This window comes from Sphingobium bisphenolivorans, assembly GCF_000412635.1.
Classification (GTDB): domain Bacteria; phylum Pseudomonadota; class Alphaproteobacteria; order Sphingomonadales; family Sphingomonadaceae; genus Sphingobium; species Sphingobium bisphenolivorans.
This window is the reverse complement of record NZ_ASTG01000013.1, coordinates 126,436-150,137: the sequence shown is the minus strand read 5'-3', so window position 1 is coordinate 150,137 and position 23,702 is coordinate 126,436. Positions and strand designations below refer to the sequence as shown.

The window sequence follows — 23,702 nt, the reverse complement described above, 5'->3', positions numbered from 1 at the left end:
CCATCTCCATTCTCGACGGCACGCCTGCCGCTGATGCGACGCCGATCACGCTGCTGGTCGAGGAAGCGGCGCTCGGCACGGCTGGTGCGACGGGGAGCAATCCTGGGCTCACGACGGAAAGCGACAGCCTGCCTACGCTTTCCTTTACGGCGGGCTCTGACGCGCTTTCCAGCTTCGGCTTCTCGACCGACCTCAGCCATCTGGTGAGCAACCTCGACGGCGCGGGCACGGATATTGTCTGGGTGCGCGACAGCGCCACGCAGATCACCGGCCATCTGGGCACGGCGGGCGGAGCGGTCGCAATCACGCTGATCTTGACGGCTCCGGCGAGCATCGCGGCCGGGGCGACCGGATCGGTGACGGTGACGGCGACCCTGTCCGATAATCTGCCGCATGCGCTGGCGAACGCCGCGCAGACGCAGAGCCTTGGCTATGCCATCGTTCAGGCGAGCGACAATGACGGCGACACCGCCAACGGGCAGGTCAATGTCAGCGTAACGGATGATGTGCCGACATTGGGCACCTTCCAGGACGCAACCATGCTGAATGTCGCGGGGACGACCACCGGCAGCTTTGCTTACACGCCAGGCGCCGACGGGCATGGCAGCTTCAGCATCACGGGTACGCCGCCGAGCGGGGTCACCTACGCCGTGACGCAGAACGCGTCGGGTGCGCTGCTGACGGCTAGCTCCGACCCCGATGGCGCCGGGCCTCTGGCTCCGGTCACCGTCTACACGCTGCAGGTCAACAGCAATGGCAGCTATGCGTTCAACCTGGTGACGCCGCAAGCTGCGACCACGTCGACGGTATCGCTCATCGGCTTGTCCCCGGGCGGCCCGACGCCGTTCCTGGAGACGCCTGACTATCGCATCGAATTCACTGGCAGCGGCGCGGGTGTCAATTCCGGACAGCAGGGCTTTGGTGTCGATAACCAGTTTGTCGGGTACCAGGAAAGCTTCACCATGGAGTTCCACAATCCTGGAACGGCCGGCAATAGCGCGGCGCTGACGAACGTCGAATATGTCAGCAAGCTGGCGCTGAAGTGGGACAGCATGAATGTGTCGTCGGGTTCGATGACCGTTCACGTCAACTTCTACAAGGACACCGCGCAGGGCACGGTGGTCGAAGGGCGTGATTATATAATCAGCACCAATAGCGGGACATTGACGCTCGACCCGACCTTGTCCGAATTCAACAGGATCGAGGTGAGTGGAACAAGCGTCACGAACGGCGGGCAGGGGGTGCGCTTCACCTCCGTCGACGTCACCAAGACGGTTCTGCCGCCCGATCTCAATTTGAACTTCACGATCTCGGCAACGGATACGGATGGAGACACGACCACAACGTCCAATCTCCACGTCTTCATTGACGATCCGACGAACCCTGTGGTCCTCGACCTGGACGGCAATGGCGTTCGCTTCCTCGGTCAGTCCGCAGGCGTCCGCTTCGACTATGCCGGTGACGGCCATGCCGTTGCCACCGCATGGGTCGATCCCAATGACGGCATCCTGGCGATCGACAAGAATGGCGATCATCTGGTCAACGACGGGTCGGAGATCGTCTTCTCCGTCGATGGCAGCACCGACCTTGAGGGGCTGGCGGCCCGCTATGACAGCAATCATGACGGGATATTGTCTGCCGCCGATGCCGACTTCGCGAAGTTCGGGGTGTGGCAGGATGCCAATAGCGACGGCATCGCGCAAGCGGGCGAGTTCCGGTCGCTTGTGGACCTGGGTATCGCTTCGATCAACCTGAAGTCCGCGGGCATGAGCTACACGGCTGCAAACGGGCAGGTCGTGGTCCATGGCGAGACCCAGTTCACGCGCACGGACGGCAGCCAAGGCACAGCGGCGGACGCAGGCTTCGCCACCAGTGCCAGCAGCGATCCGGCCAAGACGATGGAAACGGCCACGAGCGGCTTCAATCAGGCGCTGGTTGCAGCCAGCCTGGTGGCCGTTGCCGGTGCTGCCGAGGCGGTGAGCGAGCCGCAGCGCGTGCCGACCACGACGGACAGCGCGCCGATCCTTGTCGATACTGCACCTACCGGCAGCGTCACGGCGGAGTCGGCGGCCGGCGACAGCAGCTCGACCTCGCTCGCTCCGGCGGACGATCAGGCGGACCATAGGGTCCAGCAACCTGTCGAGCAGAGCGGCCATGGCCGCGAAGATGCCGCGCAAGATCATGCAACCCTGTCGGATCAGGCAGACGCGCCGCACTTGGCGGATGCCGCACCGGCCGATCAGCCTGACCTCGGCGATCATCAGGGATTGCTGGCGCAGTCGATCGACTTGCCGGCCTTTGATGGAAATGCCGCGCTGGTCGCGCTGGCTCAGGCACAGTCGCCTGTGGCCACGGAGCATGCGGCAGAGGTGGTGAAGGAAGCGCTGGGTGCGCACGACGTGCCGAACATCGATGCGCTGCTCGCGGCGCTGCCGGGCGGTGAGCATGTCGCGGCACCGGTGCTGTTGGCGCCGATGGGGGCGGAGATCGTGGACAGCGGCCACATGGCGGCCGTCGGCGTGGGCGTGTTCGAGGCGGCGATGGCGATGCACGAGGCGATGGCCGTAGCCCATGGGTGAATGGGCTGGGGGGCAGCGACTGGACTTATCTCGCGGGGAAATTTGGGGAGAATGAAAATGCGATATGCGTTGGGAGGGGTCGCAGCCATCGGGCTGCTGGCCGGCATGCTGTCGGGCACGGCCTTGGCCGCGCCGGCATCGCCTTTGCTGCAAATGGGCAAGTCGGAGCTGAACGACACGCTGCGCAGCCGGTATGACACGGCGGTGGCAGCCGTCGGCGACGCCAGCGTGCGCGCGGCGCAGGACAGCCGCTGGACCTGGGCCGTTGAAGCCAAGAACCAGTGCAGCATCGCCATCGCTTTCCTGAAATCCGGCACGAAGGATGCGGACAGCATCAACAAGTGCGACGACTTTGTGGCCCGCCTTTCGGCGCCGCCACCGCCGCCGGTGTCGGCAGCTTCAGCCCCACCCGCGCTGGACTGTACGGCACCGGCGGTGTCCATCTTCTTCGACTGGAACATGGACACGCCGCTGGCCGAGGGCGCATCGACGGTGAGCCAGCTGACGCAGACGGCGGCGCAGTGCGGCTGGAAGCGCTTCGGCGTCACCGGCTACACCGACACGTCGGGCAGCAACCGCTATAATGATGGGCTGTCGCTGCGCCGGGCGCAGAATGTCGCGGCCCTCATGAGTCAGGGCGGCGTGCCCACGGAGGCGATGACCGTCACCGGCGTGGGCGAAACCCAGCTGAAGATCGACACGGCCGACGGCGTGAAAGAGCCGATGAACCGCCGCGTCGAAATCACCGCCAGTACGAATTGAGGGGGAGGCGACAATGACAATCATGCGCAAGACCTGCGGCAGCCTGATCGCCCTCTGCGCGGCCGCCATGGTCAGCACGGGCTGGGCCCAGACGACGGACCTCAAGAGCGCCATCGCGGCGGCGATCGACAGCCATCCGGAGATCAACCAGGCGATCCAGAACAAGGAGGCGATCGAGTTCGAACGCGAGCAGGCGAAGGGCCTCTATCTGCCGCGCGTGAGCGTGGAAGGGTCGGCCGGCGTGCGCCGTCTGGAGAACGCCACCCGCCGGGCGATCGGGATCGAGGACCAAACGCTCTGGCCGCTGGAAGCCAGCATCAACGCTGAGCAAACGGTCTGGGATTCCGGCTATCGCAGCGCTGAAAAGCGCCGGCAGGCGGCCCGGACGGACGGGGCCGCGCTGCGCGTCGGTGAACGCTCCCAGTTCGTGGCGCTGAACGTGACGCGGCAATATCTCGACTATATGCTTCAGCAGCGGGTCGTGGCGGCGGCGGAGGATAATATCTCCTTCCATCGCAAGCTGCTCGGCGATCTGGGCGAGGGCGTGTCGAAGGGTTCGATCAGCATCGCCGATCAGCAGCAGGCGGAGGAACGGCTGCAGGCCGCGCTCGTCCGCAAGAGCGAAGCCGAGCAGGACATGACCAATGCGGCGATCCAGTTCCGCACCCTGACCGGCCTGTCGATCGACCAGGTGACCATGCCCGATCCGGTGACGGCCGCCGTGCCGCCGACGCTGGATGAAGCCATCGCCGCCGCGCGCACCAACAATCCCCTGATCCGCGAGGCCGAGGCCGATATCCAGGCCGCTCACGCCGTGGTGGACGAGGCGAAGTCGGAGCTTGGGCCGACGGTGTCGCTGCAGGGAACCGGCCGCATCGGTGAGGATGTCGACGGCTTCAAGGGCAGCACCAACGATGTGCAGGGCCGGGTGGTCGTGCGCTGGCAGCTGTTCAATGGCGGCATCAACCGGGCGAAGGTTCAGGAGATGACCCGCCGGGCGAGCGAAGCCCGCTTCCGCCTGAGCCAGCGCCAGCGCGAGGCGGAGGAGGATGTCCGCACTGCCTGGAACCGCTGGGACACGGAAAAGAAGCGCGTCAGCGACCTGTCGCGCCAGGGTACGGTGTCGGACAGCCTGCTGGTATCCTATCGCGAGCAGTTCAATGTCGGACGGCGATCGCTGCTGGACGTGCTGGACAGCCAGAACACCCGCTTCAACACGCAGGTGCGGACGGAGACGGCCCGCTTCTCGGAAATTTTCGCGCAGTATCAGATCCTGGCCGCGACCAACCAGCTGCTCGACACGCTGGGGATCGCACAGCCTTCGGGCGCAAATCCGTATGCGCGGAAAAAATATGATGTCCCGGACCTGCCGCCCGCCGAGTTGCAGCGGCGGCGCTATCCGGGCTGAGTTTCCATGATTGGGGTCATGCCGGCGCAAGCCGGCATGGCGCGGGGTAAACAATGTTGGAACGAAGCACATTGAGTCTGGCCGAATGGCTGGGCCTTGACGGGTCGCACGGCGACGAACTGGTCGACACCATAGGCCATGTGGCGCGGCATTTCGACCGATCGGCGGGCGTGGTCGGCCTTCGCGCCGGCCTTGCCGTCGATGAGAGCGGGCGGCTGCCCTTCCATCAGGCGGAGGCGGCGCTCGACCAGATCGGTCTGTTGACCGACCATGTCCGGGGGCGGCTGGACAAATGGCGGGCGAGCAATCTGCCCGCCATCCTGCCGCTCAAGGGCGGGCGCGTCCTGCTGCTGCTGGAGCTGCGGCAGGGCGACGCGCTGGTGCAGTTGCCGCATGCGAGCGAGCCGGTCTGGGCGCCTGTCAGCGATCTTGAAGGCCATTTTACTGGCGAGGCGCTGGTGGTCATGGCCGATCATGGCCGTGAGCGGGCCGAGGAACGTCCATGGGACGAGCGGGCGCGCCAGCACTGGTTCTGGCGCGAGGTTTGGCGCGCGCGCGGATCGTTCGGCTATGTCATGCTGGCCGCCGCGATCATCAACCTGCTCGCCTTCGCGCTGCCGCTGTTCACGATGAACGTCTATGATCGGATTATCCCGAACAAGGCGGCGGCGAGCCTGTGGGTGCTGGGCGTCGGCGTGCTGCTCGCCTTTAGCCTAGACTTCGCGCTCCGCCTTGCGCGGGCGAGGCTGGTCGACGAGGCAGGCCGCGAAATCGATGAGCGTCTGTCGCAGCGCCTGTTCGAAAAGGTGATGAACGTGCCGCTTTCCAGCCGTGCGGGCAGCACCGGCGCGCTGGCGCGCCGGGTGTCCGAGTTCGAATCGGTGCGTGAGTTCTTTACCTCCACGACGGTCGTGCTGGCGATCGATGTGCTGTTCCTCTTCTTCTTCGTCGGGATCATCGCGCTTCTCGGGGGCTGGCTCGCCATCGTACCGGTCGTCATGATGGGGATCATGGCGAGCGCAGGATTTTTCCTGCAACGGTCGATGGCGCGCCTGTCGCGCGACGCGCAGGCGGACTCCAGCCTGCAAAGCTCCGCGCTGGTGGAGGCGATCGGCGGCATCGAGACGCTGAAGGCGTGCCGGGCCGAAGGGCGGATGCTGGACCGCTGGCGGCGCTATGCGCGGATGAGCGCCGCGACGCAGGAAAAGCTGCGTCGGCTGAGTTCGACCAGCGTGACGCTGGCGGCGCTGTGCCAGCAGGTGACGAGCATCGCGCTGGTGATCGGCGGTTTCTACATGTTCGCGGCGGGCGACATTTCGATGGGCGCGATCATCGCCATCGTCATGTTGGCGGGGCGCTCGCTCTCGCCGGTCGGGCAGCTGGCGTTCGTGATCGTGCGGGCGCGGCAGGCGATCACCACGCTCGATAGTCTGCAGACGCTGATCGACCAGCCTGACGAACGGCTGGACGGCGCGCGCGGCATCATCCCGAAGATTCGCAAGGGCGCGATCGTCGCAAAAGATCTGGAGTTCGCCTATCCGGGCGCGAGCCAGCCGAGCCTGAAGGGCCTCGGCCTCCGCATCGAACCGGGCGAGCGGATCGGCCTGATCGGGCGCGTCGCTTCGGGCAAATCGACGCTCGGGCGAGTGATCTGCGGCCTCTATCCACCGGCAGGCGGCGCACTGACCATCGATGATATCGACAGCCGCCAATATCATCCGCACGAACTGCGTTCCGCATTCCGCTATGTCGGACAGGACGCCGAGTTGTTCAGCGGATCGGTGCGGGAGAACCTGCTCCTGGGTGCGCAGCAGGCGGATGACCAGCGGCTGCTGGAGGCGCTGAACCGTTCGGGTGCGTCGCGCTTTTTCGGGCGGGATGCTGCGGGCTTCGACCTGCATATCGGCGAACGCGGCAGCCGCCTGTCGGGCGGGCAGCGCAGCTTCCTGGTGTTGGCGCGCGCACTGGTCGAACCATGCAAGCTGCTGTTCCTGGACGAGCCGACCGGGGCGATGGACAACCAGACCGAGCATCTGTTCATCGATCATCTGGAAAAGGCGCTCGACCCTGATCAGACGCTGATCGTATCGACCCACCGCCATGCGCTGCTGCGGATCGTGGACCGGCTGATCGTGATCGATCAGGGGGTCGTGCTCGCCGATGGCCCGCGCGATGAGATCATTGGCCAGTTGCAACGGGGGGCGGGGCAATGACTGTCTCAAGAGCCTTGTTCTTGTTGGAGTATGATCCTGCTTCCGCAGGAGCAGGGCGTTCCTTGATGCTCGGTGCAGGGATTGTTTTGGCAACAGCTGGGACTGCAATGCTGTGGAAGGATCAGGTTTCCGGTCCCGCCATACAGCCCAAAATCGTCAGACCCGCTCCGCCCATACCGCGCCAATATACGGCTCTGATCGCCATGACCGAACGGCCCGAAGCGGACGCGCAGGGTGAGGCAGCGCGGCAGGCAAATGAGCGGCTCGGCTTTGCAGGCGGTTCGCTTGCCGCCGCCAAGCCATTCAAGGCGCTGGCGGGCGCTAGCGAGGATCATGACCGCGCGCTTCAGTGCCTGACGCAGGCCGTCTATTATGAGGCGGCGCGGGAGCCGGAAAGCGGCCAGCGTGCTGTCGCGCAGGTGGTGCTGAACCGAGTGCGCCATCCTGCCTTCGCCAAGACGGTGTGCGGCGTCGTATACCAGCGGTTCAATGCGTCGACATGCCAGTTCAGCTTCGTGTGCGACGGGGCGCTGGCACGCGATCCGCTGCCTAGCCTTTGGGCACGCGCACGGCGGGTCGCTACCGAGGCGCTGGCCGGACGTGTGGAGAAGGACGTGGGGACGGCGACCCATTATCACGCCGACTATGTCTTCCCGCACTGGGCTCCCCATCTGGCGAAGCTGGCCAAGATCGGCGCGCATATTTTCTACCGCTGGCCGGGCGGCTGGGGTTTGCCGGGGGCGTTCACCGGGCGCTATGCGGGGGGCGAGCATATTCCGGCATTCGACCCGTCCCGTCTTGCGGCTGCGGCGGCCGAGCCGGTGATCGACTATCCGCCGGTCGCGGCTCTGCCGGAACGGCGGGCGGGGGGGCGGCCGATGACGTCGGCGGTCGCATGGACCCGACCAAGGGCTGGAAACTCTCCATTCCCGATCCGTCCGAGACAGGCGGCGCGTTGAGCAGCATGCTCGCCGCGCAGCAGAAGGCCGCGCCGGTCACGCTGGCGGCTGACGACCATATTTCCCAAGGGGCAAAACCATGATTTCGCGCTGGATCGGCTGGCTGCGCGGGCAACCCGGCAACAAACAGGTCATCCTCTATAGCGGTGGCGGCATGATCGCCTTCCTGCTGTGGGCAAGCCTCGCTCCGGTGGATGAGGTGACGCACGGGCAGGGGCGGGTGATCCCCTCCAGCAAGGCGCAGGTCATCCAGTCCGCCGAACCGACGACGATCGAGGAAATTCTCGTTCGCTCAGGCCAGAAGGTGAGCAAGGGGCAGTTGCTGGTGCGGTTGGACGATGCGATGCTGGCGTCGGAACTGGGGCAGTTGCAGGCGGAGACGCGATCGCTGACCGCGCGGGCCGGGCGGCTGGAGAAGGAAGGCACCGGCACGGGCGCGGGTTGCGAGACGGGCGGGCCGGAATGCCAGCAGGAGCAGGCGCTGGCTGCGGTTCGTCAGTCGGCTCTTCGCAGCAAGCAGGATGCGATGTCGGCGCAGGTCGACCAGCGCCGCCGCGAACTGGGCGAGGCGCAGGCGACCATCGCCAGCCTGGGCGGCAGCGTGCAACTGGCGCGGCAGCGGGTCGCGATGCTGGAACCGCTCGCCGCCAAGTCGATCATTCCGCAGACCGAATTGCTCGACGCCCGGCGCGAACTGGTGGATGCGCAAGGGCGTCTGAGCGCGGCGCAGCAGCAGGCTTCGCGTGCATCGGCCGCGATCCGCGAGGCGCAGGCGCAGCTATCGGAGGCCAACTTTCAGTTTCGGCAGGATGCGCTCAACGAACGCAGCCAATTGGAAGCCAAGATCGCCGTCAACAGCGAGTCTTTGCGCGGCGCGAAGGGCCGGGCGCAGCGGGCGGAAATTCGCTCGCCCGTCGATGGCGTGGTGAATGACGTGCAGGTGACGACGATCGGCGGCTTTGTAAGCCCGGGGCAGAAGATCATGCAGATCGTGCCGGTGGGCGAGAAGCTGCTGGTGGAGGCGCGGGTGAAGCCCAACGACATCGCCTTCATCAAGACCGGTGACCGCGCCGTGGTGAAGGTGACCGCTTACGACTTTTCCATCTATGGCGGGCTGACCGGCACGGTGCAGCAGGTGTCGGCCGACAGCGTCTATGACGAGGCGACCAAGGAGGCCTATTTTACCGTGGTGGTGGAGACGGACCGGGCATGGCTGGGTTCGGGCGCGCACAGGCTGCCGATCACGCCCGGCATGGTATGCGACGTGGAGATATTGACCGGGCGCAAGACGGTGCTGTCCTATCTGCTCAAGCCGATCATGAAGGCGCGTTCGGAGGCACTGCGGGAGCGCTAATGCATCGCGGTGCTCCTGGGGCAGCAGGATTACGGCGTCGCTTATCTACCTCGCGGCGAACTGAACCTTCGCCGGGGTGACGCGATAGCCGTGCGTCCACCGGCCGAATGCGTTGAAGCTCATGATCGGGCGATAATCGCCGACGGCTGATGAGGGCAGCACGCGGTCGGTCATATTGTCGAGGATCATGAGTTGGTCATCGATCCGTACCGCCAGCACGGCATGATCCGCCTGCCGCACCAGATCGCGTGCGATCACCAGGAACATCGCGCGCCGGTCGAAGCCCGCCGCCTCCAGCAGCTTCATCTTGGCGATGGCATAGTCTTCGCAATCGCCAGCGCCTCGGACGAGCGACTGGCTGGCCGTCGCCCATGTATCACCGCGATCATCGACGAAGTGGAGCCGCTGATTGACCCAGCGATTCACCATTTCGACCTGCTGCTGTCGCCCGGCGCCCTGTGCCGCGTGGATGAGGCCACTCCAAAGGGCATTGCCGCCGATCGGACGCGTGGCAGCGGCCCATTTGCCGTCCAGCGCAGTCCGGGAGATCGGCAGCGCGACCGAGCCGAAGACATCCGGCTGTCCGCTTCGTGGAGGCGCGGAGGGGAGTGAGAGGGCCGCACGGGCGGACATCACGAACGCGCTCGCCTGCGCGGCGGGAACTGGCAAGAGGCCGCGCATGAAGGACGGCATCAGTTCAGGAGCGCGATAGTCGAGCGTGGGGGCAGCGACGGCAAGTTTAACGCCCTGCAATTGCCATCCGGGCAGCTTGCCCATGAAGGTCGTCAGGCGGCGATCATTGACGATCGCTTGCTGCACCACGGGCTGCGGCATCCATGAGGGGCCGGTCCCGCCCTGCTGTGCGCTGATCGCCGACAGTCTGCTCATGCCGCCAGCCAGCAGCGTTGCCGCGACCCGCTCCGAACCGGAATAGCCGAGGGCGGCTGGCGTTTCGGCCAGCGCGTGGCTGCTTGCACTTGCCAGCAGCAGAGCCGGAGCGACGCGGAAGGCCGTAAGGCGGAGGGACGGGAAGCCTGACATGCTTGCCCGTATCGCGCGCAAAATTGAACATCCGGTGCGCCGCGCTGGTTAACGCGGCGGTAGGCAAAAATTTGCCGGCAGCTTTTTGCCGCCCTTGCCAAGCGGTGTTCCGGTTAAGCGTCGATCGCCTCTTCATCCACGGCGGCGGCGTTTTCCTGAATGAAGGCAAAACGATGCGCGGGATTGGTGCCCATCAGCCGATCGACCAGTTCGCGCACCTGCTGCCGATCCTCGATATCGTCGGGCAGGGTGATGCGGATGAGGCTGCGGGTTTTCGGGTCCATCGTGGTTTCGCGGAGCTGGCCCGGATTCATCTCGCCCAGCCCCTTGAAGCGGCCGACGTCGACCTTCTTGCCTTTGAACTCCTTGCGCAGCAGCTGCTCGCGATGCGCGTCGTCCTTGGCGTAGAGGCTCTTGCCGCCGGCGGTCAGACGGTAGAGCGGCGGCTGCGCGAGGTAGAGATGCCCGCGCCGGACCAGTTCCGTCATCTCCTGGAAGAAGAAGGTCATGAGCAGCGTTGCGATATGGGCGCCGTCGACATCGGCGTCGGTCATGATGACGACGCGTTCGTAGCGCAGATTGTCGGGATTGCAGTCCCGCCGCGTGCCGCAGCCGAGCGCCAGGATCATGTCGGCGATTTCCTGGTTAGCGAGGATCTTGGCCGCATTGGCCGACGCCACGTTCAGGATTTTGCCGCGCAGGGGCAGGATCGCCTGCGTCTTGCGGTCGCGTGCCTGCTTGGCCGAGCCGCCGGCGGAGTCGCCCTCTACCAGGAAAATTTCCGTGCCTTCGGGATCGTCCGTCGAGCAGTCGGTGAGCTTGCCGGGCAAGCGCAGCTTGCGCGCGCTGGTCGCGGTCTTGCGCTTGACCTCCTTCTCCTGCTTGCGCTTCAGGCGCTCGTCCATGCGGTCGATGACATAGGCGAGCAACGCCTTGCCGCGCTCCATATGGTCGGACAGATAATGGTCGAAATGGTCGCGCACGGCGTTTTCGACCAGACGCGCGGCTTCGGGGCTGGTGAGGCGGTCCTTGGTCTGGCTCTGGAATTGGGGGTCGCGGATGAAGACGGACAGCATGATCTCCGACGAGACGACGATGTCGTCGGCGGTGATGTCCTTCGCCTTCTTCTGCCCGACCAGTTCGCCAAAGGCGCGGATGCCCTTCACCAGCGCGGCGCGCAGGCCGTTCTCATGGGTGCCGCCGTCGGGCGTCGGGATGGTGTTGCAGTACCAGCTGTAACTGCCGTCGGACCAGAGCGGCCAAGCGACGGCCCATTCGACGCGGCCGGCCGAATCGGGAAAATCCTGAGAGCCGGAGAAGAAGGCGCTGGTCGCGCATTCTCGGTCGCCGACCTGTTCCTTCAAATGGTCGGCGAGGCCGCCGGGGAACTGGAAGACGGCCTCGGCGGGCGTGTCGTCGCTGATGAGTTCGGGCGCGCATTTCCAGCGGATCTCGACGCCCGCGAACAGATAGGCCTTGGACCGGGCGAGGCGATAGAGGCGGGCGGGCTTGAACTTCTGTTCGCCGAAAATCTCGTGGTCCGGGATGAAGGTGACCGACGTGCCGCGCCGGTTCGGGGCTGCGCCGACCTTTTCCAGCCCGCTGGTGGGCAGGCCCTGCGAGAAGCTCTGGCGGAAGAGTTCGCGATTGAGCGCGACCTCGACCACGGTGACGACGGAGAGCGCGTTGACCACGCTGATACCGACGCCATGCAAGCCGCCCGAGGTCGCATAGGCCTTGTCGGTGAACTTGCCGCCCGAATGGAGGGTGGTGAGGATCACCTCCAGCGCCGACTTGCCGGGGAATTTGGGGTGGTTGTCGACAGGGATGCCGCGGCCATTGTCGGTGATGGTCAGCTTGTTGCCCGGCTCCAGCGTCACCTCGATCCGGGTGGCGTGGCCGGCAACCGCTTCGTCCATGCTGTTGTCCAGCACTTCGCTGGCGAGATGGTGCAGCGCGCGTTCGTCTGTGCCGCCGATATACATGCCCGGACGGCGGCGGACCGGTTCCAGCCCCTCGAGCACCTCGATGGCGGAAGCGTCATAGTTGGAGGAGGAAGCGGACTGGCTCTCGAACAGATCGGACATGCCCCTAGCTATAAGGGGGTATGCGGTGGGTGCAAGCAGCAGCCGTGAGGGAAGGCAATTCATCCGGAGCTGGAAAGCGGGAAGGAGGCGGCGCGTTCTCGCCCGCTCACCCTAATCGAGCTTCGCCTCATTCGCTGTGCGACCAAGGCTGCATATCCTTCTCCCGTCCAGGGAGAAGGACAGCTTACAGTCTTAACGAACGCGCGGGCCGCCGAAGGGCAGCGGCGGAGGCGGGCGGCGGGTGCCGCGCGGCAGCTGGGCCTGATAGGCGCGGCCGCAATGTTCGACGCAATAGGGGAAGCCGGGGTTCACCGCTTCACCGCAGAAGTGGAAATCGGGCTCGCCCGGATGACCCATCGGCCATTTGCAGATACGCTCCGTCAGATCGAGCAGCGTCGTCTTGCCAGCGATCTCCGGGCTGGGCTTGGCGGGCACCAGACGGCGGGGCGGCGCGGGCGGGATCGGCGCCTGCTGGTCACCCGGACCCTGGCGCAGGAAGCCGCCGGGGCCGACCGAAATGATGCGCGGCTGCGGCTTAGGTGCTTCGCCTTCGGGAGCAGCCGATGCTGCAGGAGCGGGTGCCGGTACGGCCGGAGCGGGCGCGCGTGCCGGCGTCGGCGCGGCGTGGCTGACATGCGGCGCTGGAGCGGCAGGCTTGGGTGCCTCTGCTTCCACCAAAGGCTTGCGCGCCGGCGGCGGCGGGGCCTTCTTGGGCACCTCGTTCGCTTTGACCGGGGAAGGGCGCGACTGCAGGCCAAGGCGGTGCGCCTTGCCGATCACGGCGTTGCGGCTGACGCCGCCCAGTTCGTCCGCGATCTGGCTGGCGGTCAGGCCGCGTTCCCACATTGCCTTGAGCTGGTCGATACGCTCGTCGGTCCAGGACAATGAATGACTCCTCAAAATCTCTAATTGGCGCCCTATATGGGGCGCGCCGGCACAGGTTCAATTTCCTGTGCATAACGCCCTTGCGGCACAACCCCCCAGCCGATAGTCGATCCGATCATGAACGACCAGTCCAAAATTGCAGCGTCCATCGAGCAGCGCCGGCCCTTCCACGAACCGGGCGAGATGGTGATCCGCAACGTCAATTGGGCGGGTACCAAGGCGCTGTACCGCAAGGAGGTGCGGCGCTTCATGAAGGTGCAGTTGCAGACGATCTGGGCGCCCGCGGTCACGACGCTGCTGTTCCTGGTGATCTTCACCATCGCGCTGGGCGGCGCGAACCGGCAGGTGCTGGGCGTTCCCTTCGCCGACTTCATCGCGCCGGGCCTGATGATCATGGGCATGATGAACAATGCCTTCGCCAACAGCAGCTTCTCGCTGCTGGCGGGCAAGATGCAGGGGACGCTGATCGACTATCTGATGCCGCCGCTGTCCAACGGGGAACTGCTGCTGGCGATCGTGGCGGCGGCTGTCACGCGCGCCTTTTGCGTCGGACTGGCGCTGTGGGGCGCGATGGCGCTGTGGCCCGGCGTGCATGTGAGCCCGGCGCATCCCTGGGCGATCCTGTGGTTCGGGCTGATGGGAGCAGGGCTGACGGCTTTCGTCGGGGTGCTGACCTCCATCTGGGCGGAGAAGTTCGACCATGCCGCCGCGATCACCAATTTCGTAATCGGGCCGATGACTCTGCTGTCGGGAACCTTCTATTCGATCGACCGGCTCGCGCCCGTGTTCCGGACGATCAGTCATATGAACCCGTTTTTCTATGCAATTTCAGGCTTCCGCTATGGCTTCGTCGCGGCGGCCGACGGCGATGTGCTGGCGGGCAGCATCGTGCTGCTGGGGCTGAATATCGTGCTGGCTGTCCTTTGCTTCACGCTGCTGAAGCGCGGGTGGAAGCTCAAGGCTTGAATGAGAGGTGGACTGGACTCCTGCTGTCGCAGGAGCGCTGCCGCCTAGAGGTTAGACCAGCCCGGCAATCACTGGCACGACCAGGATCGTGACCGAAAGCATGACCGTCGCGATAATCCAATGATGCAGCCCTGGGAGGGCGCTCTCTTCGCGCCCTCCTTGCGGTGCCAGCCGCATCAGGCGGTGACGCCCTTGCCCCCGACGCGGGTGACGGTGAAGCCTGCCGCCTCCGCCTCGGCGCGCGGGTAGATGTTGCGCAGGTCCACCAGCACGCGGCCGTTCATCGAACCGGCGAGGCGCTTGAGGTCGAGCGCGCGGAACGCGTCCCATTCCGTCACCAGCACCACCGCATCGGCCCCCTGCGCCGCCTCATAGGCGTCCTTCGCCATGGTGACGCTGGACATCATCGGTGCGGCGACCTCCATCCCTTCGGGATCGAAGGCGACGATCTTCACGCCCGCGTCCTCCAGCGCCTGCACGATGGCAAGGCTGGGCGCGTCGCGCATGTCGTCGGTATTGGGCTTGAAGGTGAGGCCGAGCAGCGCGACCGTCTTGCCGCGCGCGTCGCCGCCGAGGGCCTTGACGATCTTGCGGCCCATGGCGCGCTTGCGCAGGTCGTTGACCTGCACCACCGTCTCGACGATGCGGATGGGTGTGTCATAATCCTGGCCGGTCTTCACCAGCGCCAGCGTATCCTTGGGGAAGCAGGAGCCGCCATAGCCGGGCCCGGCATGAAGGAATTTTGACCCGATGCGGTTGTCGAGGCCGATACCGCGCGAGACGTCCTGCACCTCTGCGCCCACGGCTTCGCACAGGTCCGCCATCTCGTTGATGAAGGTGATCTTGGTCGCGAGAAAGGCGTTGGCGGCATATTTGATGAGTTCGGCCGTGCGCCGCCCGGTGAACATGACTGGGGCCTGATTGAGATTCAGCGGACGGTAAATCTGCGCCATGACGGCGATGGCGCGTTCATTGCCGGTGGTGCCGACCACGACGCGGTCGGGCCGCTTGAAGTCGCCGATCGCAGCGCCCTCGCGCAGGAATTCGGGGTTGGATACGACCTGAATGTCGAGATCAGGGCGGGCTTCCTTGACGATCCGCTCCACCTCGTCACCGGTGCCGACAGGGACGGTGGACTTGGTGACGATGACCGTGGGGCCGTCCAGCGCCTCAGCGATTTCCTTGGCGGCGGCATAGACGTAGCTGAGGTCCGCATGACCGTCGCCCCGGCGGGACGGCGTGCCGACCGCGATGAAGATGGCGTCGGCGCCCTTGACGCCCTGCGGCAGATCGGTGGTGAAGGTCAGCCGGCCGGCGGACGCATTGCCGGCGACCAACTGGTCGAGGCCGGGCTCAAAGATCGGCATGCGCCCGGACTGGATCGCGTCGATTTTTCGCGCGTCCTTGTCCACGCACACCACGTCATGGCCGAAATCGGCGAAGCAGGCGCCCGAAACCAGGCCGACATAGCCGGTGCCGATCATCGTGATCTTCATAAAATTCTTGCAGCCTCGCTGGAATGAATTGGATAAGGGCGCCTCTAGCATAGGTCGTTGCAGATGCGAAAGCGCGCGTCGGGGGTACTCTGTTCAGAGGATGGTTACCATTTTCTGTCAGGCACTTGCGCCTAATCGCAGCTGATGGGGGCAAGATGATGAAGGTCGCGCTGGTGTTCGGGACGAGGCCCGAGGCCATCAAGCTGTTTCCCGTGATCCACGCGCTACGGGCGCGGGAGGATGTCGAAGTGCGCGTGATCGTCACCGCGCAGCATCGCGGCCTGCTGGATCAGGTGCTCGAAATTGCGGGGATCGTTCCTGATGTCGATCTGGACGTCATGATGCCGAACCAGACGCTCGAAGGCTTGACCGCCAAGCTCATTGTCGAACTGGGTCATGTCTTCGACGCGGAAAAGCCGGACCGGGTGGTCGTGCACGGCGACACGCTGACGACGATGGTGGCGAGCCTGGCCGCCTATTACCGCAAGGTCCCGGTCGCTCATGTCGAGGCGGGGCTACGCAGCGGGGACATTCATCATCCCTGGCCCGAGGAGGTGAACCGCCGCGTCGTCGCCTGCATCGCCGACATGAATTTCGCGCCCACGCAGGCGGCGGCGGACGCGCTGCGCCGGGAGAACCGGGACGTGGCGAGCATCCACGTGACCGGCAACACCGTGATCGATGCGCTGCTCGCCACGCGGGAGCGGGTGCTGGCGGAGCCTGTGTTGGCGGAGGGACTGGACGAACTCGCCGCGCGGTTTGCGGGGAAGCGGATCATCGCCGTGACCACCCATCGTCGCGAGAATTTCGGCGGTGGCATGGAGGCGATCGCGCATGCCATCGCCGACATCGCAGCACGCCCTGACGTGGCGGTGATCTTCCCGGTCCACCCCAACCCCAATGTCCGGCCGATCATGGACGCGGTGCTGGGCGGCCTCCGCAACGTCGCCATGATCGAGCCGCTCGACTATCCGCATTTCGTGCGGCTGCTCGACATGTGCGACCTCGTCCTGACCGACAGCGGCGGCGTGCAGGAGGAGGCGCCCTCGCTCGGCAAGCCGGTTCTGGTCATGCGCGAGACGACCGAGCGGCCGGAAGGCGTGGCTGCGGGTACGGCGAAGCTGGTGGGCACGGATCGGGCGCAGATCGGGCGCTCCGTCGCCTTCCTGCTCGACAATGACGATGCCTATGCGGCGATGGCGCGGGCCCATAATCCCTTCGGTGACGGTATGGCGGCAGAGCGGATCGCCGACGTGATCGGGCGGGAGGCGCAGAGCGGCGTGCGCGAAGAGATCGACCGCGCCGCCTGACGGGCAGCGTTACCGAAATCTTCAGCATTTGCGGGCAGAAGCCGGGAGAAATCATCGACTTCCCGGGAAGACCTAATGCCCCTCGACAAGCTGAACCAGAAAGTCTCCGTCATCGGTCTGGGCTATATCGGCCTGCCCACGGCGGCGCTGATCGCGCGGGGCGGCTGTCAGGTCGTCGGCGTCGATGTGAGCGCCCATGTGGTGGAGACTGTCAATTCCGGCCGCGTTCATATCGAGGAGGTCGATCTCGACGGGCTGGTGCAGGGCGTCGTATCCCGCGGCAATCTGCGCGCGAGCCTGAGCGTCGAGCCGAGTGATGTCTTCATCATTGCCGTACCGACGCCTGTTGCCGAAGACCGCGCGCCCGACATCAGTCATGTGCTGAACGCCGCGCGCACCGTCGCCGGCGTGTTGAAGGCGGGTGACACGGTCATTCTCGAATCCACATCGCCCGTGGGCACGACCGAGGCGATGCGCGACCTGTTCGCGCAGCTGCGCCCGGATCTCAAGATGCCGGGGCAGGGCGGTGCCGGCGACGTCGCCATCGCCTATTGCCCGGAGCGGGTGCTGCCCGGCCGCATATTGGTCGAGCTGATCGACAATGACCGCTGCATCGGCGGCATCACGCCGCGTTGCGCGCGCAAGGCGCTGGGCTTCTACCGCCAATTCGTGCGGGGCGCCTGCATCACCACCTCGGCGCGCGCGGCGGAGATGGTGAAGCTGGTCGAGAACAGCTTTCGCGACGTCAACATCGCCTTCGCCAATGAGCTGTCGCTGATCGCCGATCGCATGGATATCGACGTGTGGGAGGTCATTCGCCTCGCTAACCGTCATCCGCGCGTGAATATCCTTCAGCCCGGACCCGGCGTGGGCGGCCACTGCATCGCCGTCGATCCCTGGTTCATCGTCCATGGCGACCCGGAGAATAGCCGGCTGATCCGCACCGCGCGGGAGGTGAATGATGGAAAGACGGACTATGTCGTCGCGAAGGCTTCGGACCTGATCGACGATTTCGCCGGCGAGGAGATCGCCTGCCTCGGCCTCGCCTTCAAACCGAATATCGACGACTTCCGTGAAAGCCCCGCGGTGAAGGTCGCTGCCCGTTTGGCGAAACGCTATGGCCGTCGCGTCAAGCTTGTCGAGCCCCATGCCCATGATCTGCCGATGGAGTTTGCGGGCACCGGAGCCGAACTGATCGATCTCGATACGGCTCTGGAACAATGTGGCGTCTTCGTCATTCTTGTGGATCATGATGTGTTCAGGTCAGTCCCCTTGGACGAGCGCTTCGGCAAGGCGGTCTATGATACGCGCGGAGTCTGGCCCGACCAGCCGCGCCGGATCATCCCGGCTGAGGCGCGGATCGCCGTCTGATCGGCGGCTGAGCGGCGCATTCGGTCCCGCCTGCGGTTGCCATGTCCCTGACCTGCCGTTAACCCCGCCCGGGACGGCGGGCTTCGCGCGCGCCACCTGATTTATGCGGGGGATTGCAACGGCATGGAGTGGCCGACTGACAGGATGAGCCAGAAGCTGGCCGCAGGGGTGGCCACGCTATTGCTGGCCGCCTGTTCGACTGTGGAGGACGCTCCCAGCGGAGAGGCCGCCTATGCCGCCATCCCCCCGGCCCCCGCAATGGGCGTCGATTATCAGATTTCGCCTGACGATGTCCTGCGTGTGCAAATCTATCACGAGCCGGGCCTGTCGCTGGAAGATGCGCAGGTGACCGCAGCGGGTATGATCCGCATGCCCCTGATCGGCGACGTGCCGGTGGCGGGCCTGTCCGCCAGCGAAGCGTCCGATGTCATTGCCGGTCGGCTGGGGGAGCGATATCTGGTGTCGCCGCAGGTCACCGTCTTCGTGAAGAAGGCGGTGGGCCGGCGCGTCACCATCGATGGGGAAGTGCGGGAGCCGGGCCTGTTCCCGCTGGAAGGCAGGATCGGTCTGTTGCAGGCGGTCGCCCTGGCAAAGGGTCCGACGCGCCTCGCCAGCCTCTCGCAGGTGATCGTCGTGCGACAGGCGAATGGTGAGCGCAAGGCCGCGATGTTCGACTTGTCGGCCATTCGCAAGGGCGAGGCGCCCGATCCGGAAATCCTGCCCGGCGACACGATCATCGTCGGCCTGTCGCGCGCCAAAGCCATATTGGGCGGCGCCCTGCTCGCCGCGCCGGTCGTGGGCGCCGGCTTCGTCGCTTTGGGCGGCGGGCTGTGATGGCGGGGCCGAGCTATCTGATCGACGATGAACCCGCGCCGGCTGGCCGGGAAGGCAGCGCCGCGCGGATCGCCGCGATGAGCAGCGCTGCCTGGACGGCGGTGTGGCGGCATAGGATCATCCTGTTCGTGACCATGGCGCTCAGCCTGCTGGCGGGCGTTCTCTTCATTCTCTTCACGAGCCCGGAATATCGGGCGACCGCTTCCGTCGAGGTCGAGGATGTGCCTGCGGGAGCGGCGGGCGCAGCGGCGGCGCAGAGGCCCGCTGCACCGGCGGATAATGAAGCGCTGATGCAGACCGAGCTGGAAGTGCTGCGCAGCCGCGCGCTTGCGGAAGATGTGGCGCGGGAACTGGCTCTGGTGGGCAGCCGCACCTTCTTCGATGGCATGGACGTGCGCCGGCCCGAGCGGGGCGTTGGATCGCTCAGCCACCGCCAGGTCGAAACCGAGCGCGTCGTGCAGTTGCTGCGCGACAATCTTCGGGTCGAGCTGCCCGGCAAGTCGCGTGTGATCCGGATCAGCTTCATCGCCGCCGACCCGGTTTTATCGGCGCGGGTCGCCAACAGCTATGCTGACAGCCTGATCCGCGCGGACCTGAAGCGCGGCTTTGAATCCGGCGTGCAGGCACGCCGCTTCCTGCTGGGTGAGCTGGATGGAGCGCGCCGGGAGCTGGAGAAGGCGGAGCGCGATCTGGCAGTCTACGCGGCGCGAGCGGGCGGAGCGGACGCAGAGGGTGATGCTGGTCCTGCGAACGCCCCGCCGGAAGGGACGACCGCCACGCGGCTGGCGCAGCTCAACGGCTTCCGCGCCCAGGCGACGGCCGACCGGATCGCCGCACAGAAGCGGTGGGAGAGCGCCCGCCTGTCGAGCGTCGAAACCTTGCCCGAAGTGCTCAACAATGGCGCGATGCAGCAGCTGATGGCGCAGCGTGCGCAGGCCCGTGCGGAGGTGATCCAGGAGCGGCAGTTCCGGAAAGACGCTCACCCTGAAATGCGGGAGGCGCGGGCGCGGCTCGCGGCGCTCGACGACCAGGCGCAGACGATGGCCGCGACCATCCGCGCGTCACTGAAGGAGCAGTTCGACGTCGCCGTCCATGGCGAAAGGCAGATTCGGGCCGAGATTAGCGATGTCGAGCGGCAGGCCTTGGCCGAGCGGGGCCGAGGCGTGCAGATGAGCATATTGGAGCGGCAGGTCGATACATTCCGGCTGCTGCACGACAGCCTCTTGCAACGCTATCGCGACATGGCTTCTCAGGCCGGGTTCCAGGCCGGGCGCATTCAGCCGCTCGATCGCGCGGCGGTGCCTTCGCAACCCTCATCGCCAGACATTGGCCGAACGCTGCTCATCGCCTCGCTGGGCGGGTTCGTGCTGGGGCTGCTGCTGGTCGGTGCGCGGCATATTTTCGATGATGCGGTGACGTCGGCGGATACGCTGGCCGAGCGGGTCAATCTGCCGCTGCTGGGCGCGGTGCCTGCGGGCGACAGGGCGTCACCTGAAATTTTCGCGCCGATCGCCTCCTCGCTGCTGCTGGGGTCGGCGGGCGGATTGCCGCGATCCATCCTTGTGACGAGCGCGCAGGAGGGGGAGGGCAAATCGTCCAGCCTGCACGCACTGGCGCGGGCCTTGGCAAAGCTCAACAAGCGCGTTCTGGTCGTGGACGCGGATATGCGCCGGCCCAAGCAGCACAGCCTGTTCGGTGTGGCGCCGGGGCGCGGCATCAGCGAATTGCTGACGGGGCAGGCCAAGGTCGATGAGGTGATCATGGACAGCGGCGTCGCCGGCGTGGCCCTGCTACCCTGCGGGGCGATCCCGCCCAATCCGGCTGAGTTGCTTGTGACGCCGGCGCTCGACGCAATGCTGGCAATGGTGCGGGACCGCTATGACACGGTCCTGATCGACGCGCCGCCGATCCTTGGGCTGTCTGACGCGTCGCTGCTCGCGAGCAAGGCGCAGGCGACATTGCTGGTGGTCGAATGGGGACGCAATCACCATGGCGGCCTGCGGGTCGCGGTGGAACGGCTGCGCCGCGCGGGCGGCGCGATTATCGGCGGGGTTTTGACCAAGCAGCAAAGCCGCACGTTTGAATATGACTATCATCGGGGCGGGTAGGCTGACGCCGCTGGCCCTGCTGGGTATGTGGCGCGTCTGTTTTGGGTGGATAGCGGACATTCTTCTCTTATCCCTCTCCCTTGAGGGAGAGGGCTGCGCCGGCTTGGCAGCTTGCTGCCTAGCCGTAGCTGGGTGAGGGAGTGATCCGGGCTAAAGACTGGCCTGTAGCCGCTCCCCCTCATCCAACTTCGCCTAGCTTCACTCCGTTCAGCAAGGCTCCGTATCCTTCTCCCTCCAAGGGAGAAGGAATGTCTTGCTCTGGTCGTCCGCAGCCACTCCCGGCGGGAGCGCCTGAAGCCTTACGCGCGGGCCAGCAATCCCTCGACCAGTCCTTCGAACAGGCGGCGGCCGTCTGTCGCGCCGTGGGCGGGTTCGATCACGCGCTCGGGATGGGGCATCATGCCCAGCACATTGCCGGCTTCGTTCAGGATGCCCGCGATGTTGCGCGCCGAACCGTTGACGCTTTCCGCATACCGCAGCGCGACGCGGCCCTCGCCTTCCAGCCGATCCAAGGTTTCGGTGTCGGCGAAATAATTGCCGTCATGGTGCGCGACCGGGAAGCTGATCGCCTCACCCGCGCCATAGCGGCTCGTAAAAGCGCTTTGCGCGTTCTCCACCGTCAGCGCGACGTCGCGGCAGACGAAATGCCCGCCCGCATTGCGCAGCAGCGCGCCGGGCAGCAGACCACTCTCGGTCAGCACCTGAAAGCCGTTGCAGATGCCGAGCACATAGGCGCCCTTTTCGGCGGCTTTCGCAACAGCCTGCATCACGGGTGAGCGCGCGGCCATAGCACCGGAGCGGAGATAATCGCCATAGGAAAAGCCGCCCGGAACGCCGATCAGGTCGAGATCGTCGGGCAGTTCCGTGTCGCGGTGCCAGATCATGACCGGCTTGGAGCCGCTCACCGCCTCGAACGCGACGGCCAGGTCACGGTCGCAATTGCTGCCGGGGAAGACGATGACAGCGCTTTTCATGGCTCAGGCCACCTTCTCGATGCGGTAGTTTTCGATGACGGTGTTCGCCAGCAGCTTGCGGCACATGGCATCGATATCCTCGTCGCTGGTGCCGTCCGCCAGGTCCAGCTCGATGAGCTTGCCCGCGCGCACGTCATTGACGCCGGAGAAGCCGAGTCCGTCCAGAGCGTGGTGGATCGCCTTGCCCTGCGGGTCGAGGACACCGCCCTTGAGGGTGACGAAGATGCGGGCTTTCATGAGGTAAGAAACTCCGTAAACAGGCGCTCGCGCTCCCCCTAGTCGCGTGGGGCGCGACAGGCAAGGCATTATGCTTTTGTTAGCGGCCCGATGCTATTACCGGCTGAACGAGCATGGGGTTTTGCGATGGGCGGTCTTGCTTTGGCGATGTTCGTGGGGCTGTTTGCCTTTGGTCAGCAGATCATGGGCTATGAGGACCCGCATGGCCGCGTGCAGCTTGCGCTGCTGGCGACCTTCACCTTTGGCGTCCTGATCGGCTATCGCTCCAACAACTGATCGGGTGAAGAGCCGCAAAGAAGGCTCCCTTTCCCCAAGCGCCTGGTCTAGGGGCGAGCCATGCAGCCCGACCATCTCTATTATCTCTGTGCTTTTGTCGCGGTCCTTCTCTCCGGCCTGGCCAAGGGCGGCTTTGCCGGTGTCGGTGCGCTGGCGATGCCGATCATGGCGCTCGGCGTGGATCCGGTGCGCGGCGCCGCGATCATGCTGCCGATCCTGATCGTGCAGGATGCCGTCAGCGTCTGGGCGTTCCGGCACAGCTGGGACCGCTATGTCATCAAGGTGATGCTGCCCGGCATGGCGGCGGGCGTGGGCCTGGGCTATGTCTTCGCTGCGCAGGTGCCGGAGACGACCGTGCTCGGCGCTCTGGGCCTGATCTCGACCTTGTTTGGTCTGCAGCGGCTGTGGGTGGAACGGGGCGGGACGATGGTGCTCCCGTCCAACTCGCCGGCATGGATGGGCATGCTGTTCGGTGTGGCGAGCGGCTTTACCAGCCAGATTGCCCATGCGGGATCGCCGCCCTTCCAGATGTGGGTGCTGCCCAAGCGGCTGCCGCGCGACATGCTGGTCGGCACGACCGCTATCGCGTTCGCCGCGATGAACTGGATCAAGGTGCCCGCCTATGCGGCGCTGGGGCAGTTCACGCGGGAAAATCTGCTCGCGACGGCGATGCTGGTGCCGGTAGCGGTGCTCGCGACCTTCGCGGGCGTGGCGTTGGTGCGGCGGGTCGATCCGGCGCGCTTCTACACGCTGATTTATGTGCTGATGGTGTTGCTGGGGATCAAGCTGATGGCGGACGCGCTGCTGGCCTGAGCAACGCGCCCCTGCAATCAGTGCCGGCT

At 65.7% G+C, this 23,702-nt stretch carries 18 protein-coding genes and 1 pseudogene; 13 read left to right on the top strand and 6 right to left on the bottom strand.

From position 1 onward, the window contains the following. From L858_RS21990 to L858_RS0111385, 6 genes and pseudogenes are all read left to right on the top strand, one after another. Positions 1-2,579 (top strand): annotated as a pseudogene (locus L858_RS21990) (Ig-like domain-containing protein); the annotation flags it as partial. Between the two features lie 51 nt (positions 2,580-2,630). Next, entirely contained in the window at positions 2,631-3,341 is a 711-nt protein-coding gene (locus L858_RS0111405; protein ID WP_193742865.1) for an OmpA family protein, read from the top strand. 13 nt (positions 3,342-3,354) lie between these two features. Next, positions 3,355-4,749 (top strand): TolC family protein, encoded by a 1,395-nt coding sequence (locus tag L858_RS0111400; RefSeq protein WP_022683281.1) that lies wholly within the window; start codon positions 3,355-3,357, stop codon positions 4,747-4,749. 71 nt (positions 4,750-4,820) lie between these two features. Further along, positions 4,821-6,962, top strand: coding sequence for a type I secretion system permease/ATPase (locus L858_RS0111395; protein WP_238564957.1), 2,142 nt, complete (start codon positions 4,821-4,823; stop codon positions 6,960-6,962). A gap of 203 nt (positions 6,963-7,165) precedes the next feature. Next, positions 7,166-7,921 carry a cell wall hydrolase gene (locus tag L858_RS20990; RefSeq protein ID WP_420801832.1) on the top strand — a complete coding sequence of 252 codons (756 nt, stop codon included), beginning with the start codon at positions 7,166-7,168 and terminating at the stop codon, positions 7,919-7,921. A 79-nt stretch (positions 7,922-8,000) separates the two neighbouring features. Further along, the gene (locus L858_RS0111385) at positions 8,001-9,275 is read left to right on the top strand and encodes an HlyD family type I secretion periplasmic adaptor subunit (protein WP_022683279.1); all 1,275 of its coding nucleotides are present in this window, start codon (positions 8,001-8,003) and stop codon (positions 9,273-9,275) included. A gap of 45 nt (positions 9,276-9,320) precedes the next feature. Here L858_RS0111385 and L858_RS0111380 read toward each other — a convergent pair whose 3' ends face one another. The 3 genes from L858_RS0111380 to L858_RS0111370 form a co-directional block, all read right to left on the bottom strand. Then, entirely contained in the window at positions 9,321-10,316 is a 996-nt protein-coding gene (locus L858_RS0111380) for a transglutaminase-like cysteine peptidase (protein WP_022683278.1), read from the bottom strand. 113 nt (positions 10,317-10,429) lie between these two features. Further along, the gene (gene parE, locus L858_RS0111375; RefSeq protein ID WP_022683277.1) at positions 10,430-12,403 is read right to left on the bottom strand and encodes a DNA topoisomerase IV subunit B; all 1,974 of its coding nucleotides are present in this window, start codon (positions 12,401-12,403) and stop codon (positions 10,430-10,432) included. Between the two features lie 192 nt (positions 12,404-12,595). Continuing rightward, positions 12,596-13,288: a GcrA family cell cycle regulator gene (locus L858_RS0111370; RefSeq protein WP_022683276.1), complete on the bottom strand. Its 693-nt coding sequence runs from the start codon at positions 13,286-13,288 to the stop codon at positions 12,596-12,598. 117 nt (positions 13,289-13,405) lie between these two features. Here L858_RS0111370 and L858_RS0111365 point away from each other — a divergent pair, with 117 nt between their 5' ends. Continuing rightward, positions 13,406-14,254, top strand: a complete 849-nt coding sequence (locus L858_RS0111365) for an ABC transporter permease (protein ID WP_022683275.1) — start codon at positions 13,406-13,408, stop codon at positions 14,252-14,254. Between the two features lie 176 nt (positions 14,255-14,430). Here L858_RS0111365 and L858_RS0111355 read toward each other — a convergent pair whose 3' ends face one another. Further along, the gene (locus L858_RS0111355) at positions 14,431-15,750 is read right to left on the bottom strand and encodes a UDP-glucose dehydrogenase family protein (protein WP_022683273.1); all 1,320 of its coding nucleotides are present in this window, start codon (positions 15,748-15,750) and stop codon (positions 14,431-14,433) included. Between the two features lie 158 nt (positions 15,751-15,908). Here L858_RS0111355 and wecB point away from each other — a divergent pair, with 158 nt between their 5' ends. The 4 genes from wecB (at position 15,909) to L858_RS0111335 (ending at position 21,373) form a co-directional block, all read left to right on the top strand. Continuing rightward, positions 15,909-17,060, top strand: coding sequence for a non-hydrolyzing UDP-N-acetylglucosamine 2-epimerase (gene wecB / locus L858_RS0111350; protein WP_028056046.1), 1,152 nt, complete (start codon positions 15,909-15,911; stop codon positions 17,058-17,060). 75 nt (positions 17,061-17,135) lie between these two features. Next, a complete protein-coding gene (gene wecC, locus L858_RS0111345) occupies positions 17,136-18,431 on the top strand; it encodes a UDP-N-acetyl-D-mannosamine dehydrogenase (RefSeq protein ID WP_022683271.1) in 1,296 nt (431 codons plus the stop codon). A gap of 123 nt (positions 18,432-18,554) precedes the next feature. Continuing rightward, entirely contained in the window at positions 18,555-19,265 is a 711-nt protein-coding gene (locus L858_RS0111340) for a polysaccharide biosynthesis/export family protein (RefSeq protein ID WP_022683270.1), read from the top strand. After that, positions 19,265-21,373, top strand: coding sequence for a GumC family protein (locus L858_RS0111335; RefSeq protein ID WP_022683269.1), 2,109 nt, complete (start codon positions 19,265-19,267; stop codon positions 21,371-21,373). Before L858_RS0111340 ends, L858_RS0111335 begins: the two co-directional genes overlap by 1 nt. 299 nt (positions 21,374-21,672) lie before the next feature. Here L858_RS0111335 and purQ read toward each other — a convergent pair whose 3' ends face one another. Both purQ and purS read right to left on the bottom strand, forming a co-directional pair. After that, entirely contained in the window at positions 21,673-22,347 is a 675-nt protein-coding gene (gene purQ, locus L858_RS0111330; protein ID WP_022683268.1) for a phosphoribosylformylglycinamidine synthase subunit PurQ, read from the bottom strand. 3 nt (positions 22,348-22,350) lie between these two features. After that, on the bottom strand, positions 22,351-22,584 hold the full coding sequence (gene purS, locus L858_RS0111325; RefSeq protein ID WP_022683267.1) for a phosphoribosylformylglycinamidine synthase subunit PurS: 234 nt from the start codon (positions 22,582-22,584) through the stop codon (positions 22,351-22,353). 126 nt (positions 22,585-22,710) lie between these two features. Here purS and L858_RS21985 point away from each other — a divergent pair, with 126 nt between their 5' ends. Both L858_RS21985 and L858_RS0111315 read left to right on the top strand, forming a co-directional pair. Next, a complete protein-coding gene (locus L858_RS21985; protein WP_022683266.1) occupies positions 22,711-22,860 on the top strand; it encodes a hypothetical protein in 150 nt (49 codons plus the stop codon). Positions 22,861-22,920: 60 nt separating this feature from the next. Continuing rightward, positions 22,921-23,673 (top strand): sulfite exporter TauE/SafE family protein, encoded by a 753-nt coding sequence (locus tag L858_RS0111315; protein ID WP_022683265.1) that lies wholly within the window; start codon positions 22,921-22,923, stop codon positions 23,671-23,673. Positions 23,674-23,702 lie beyond the last annotated feature (29 nt).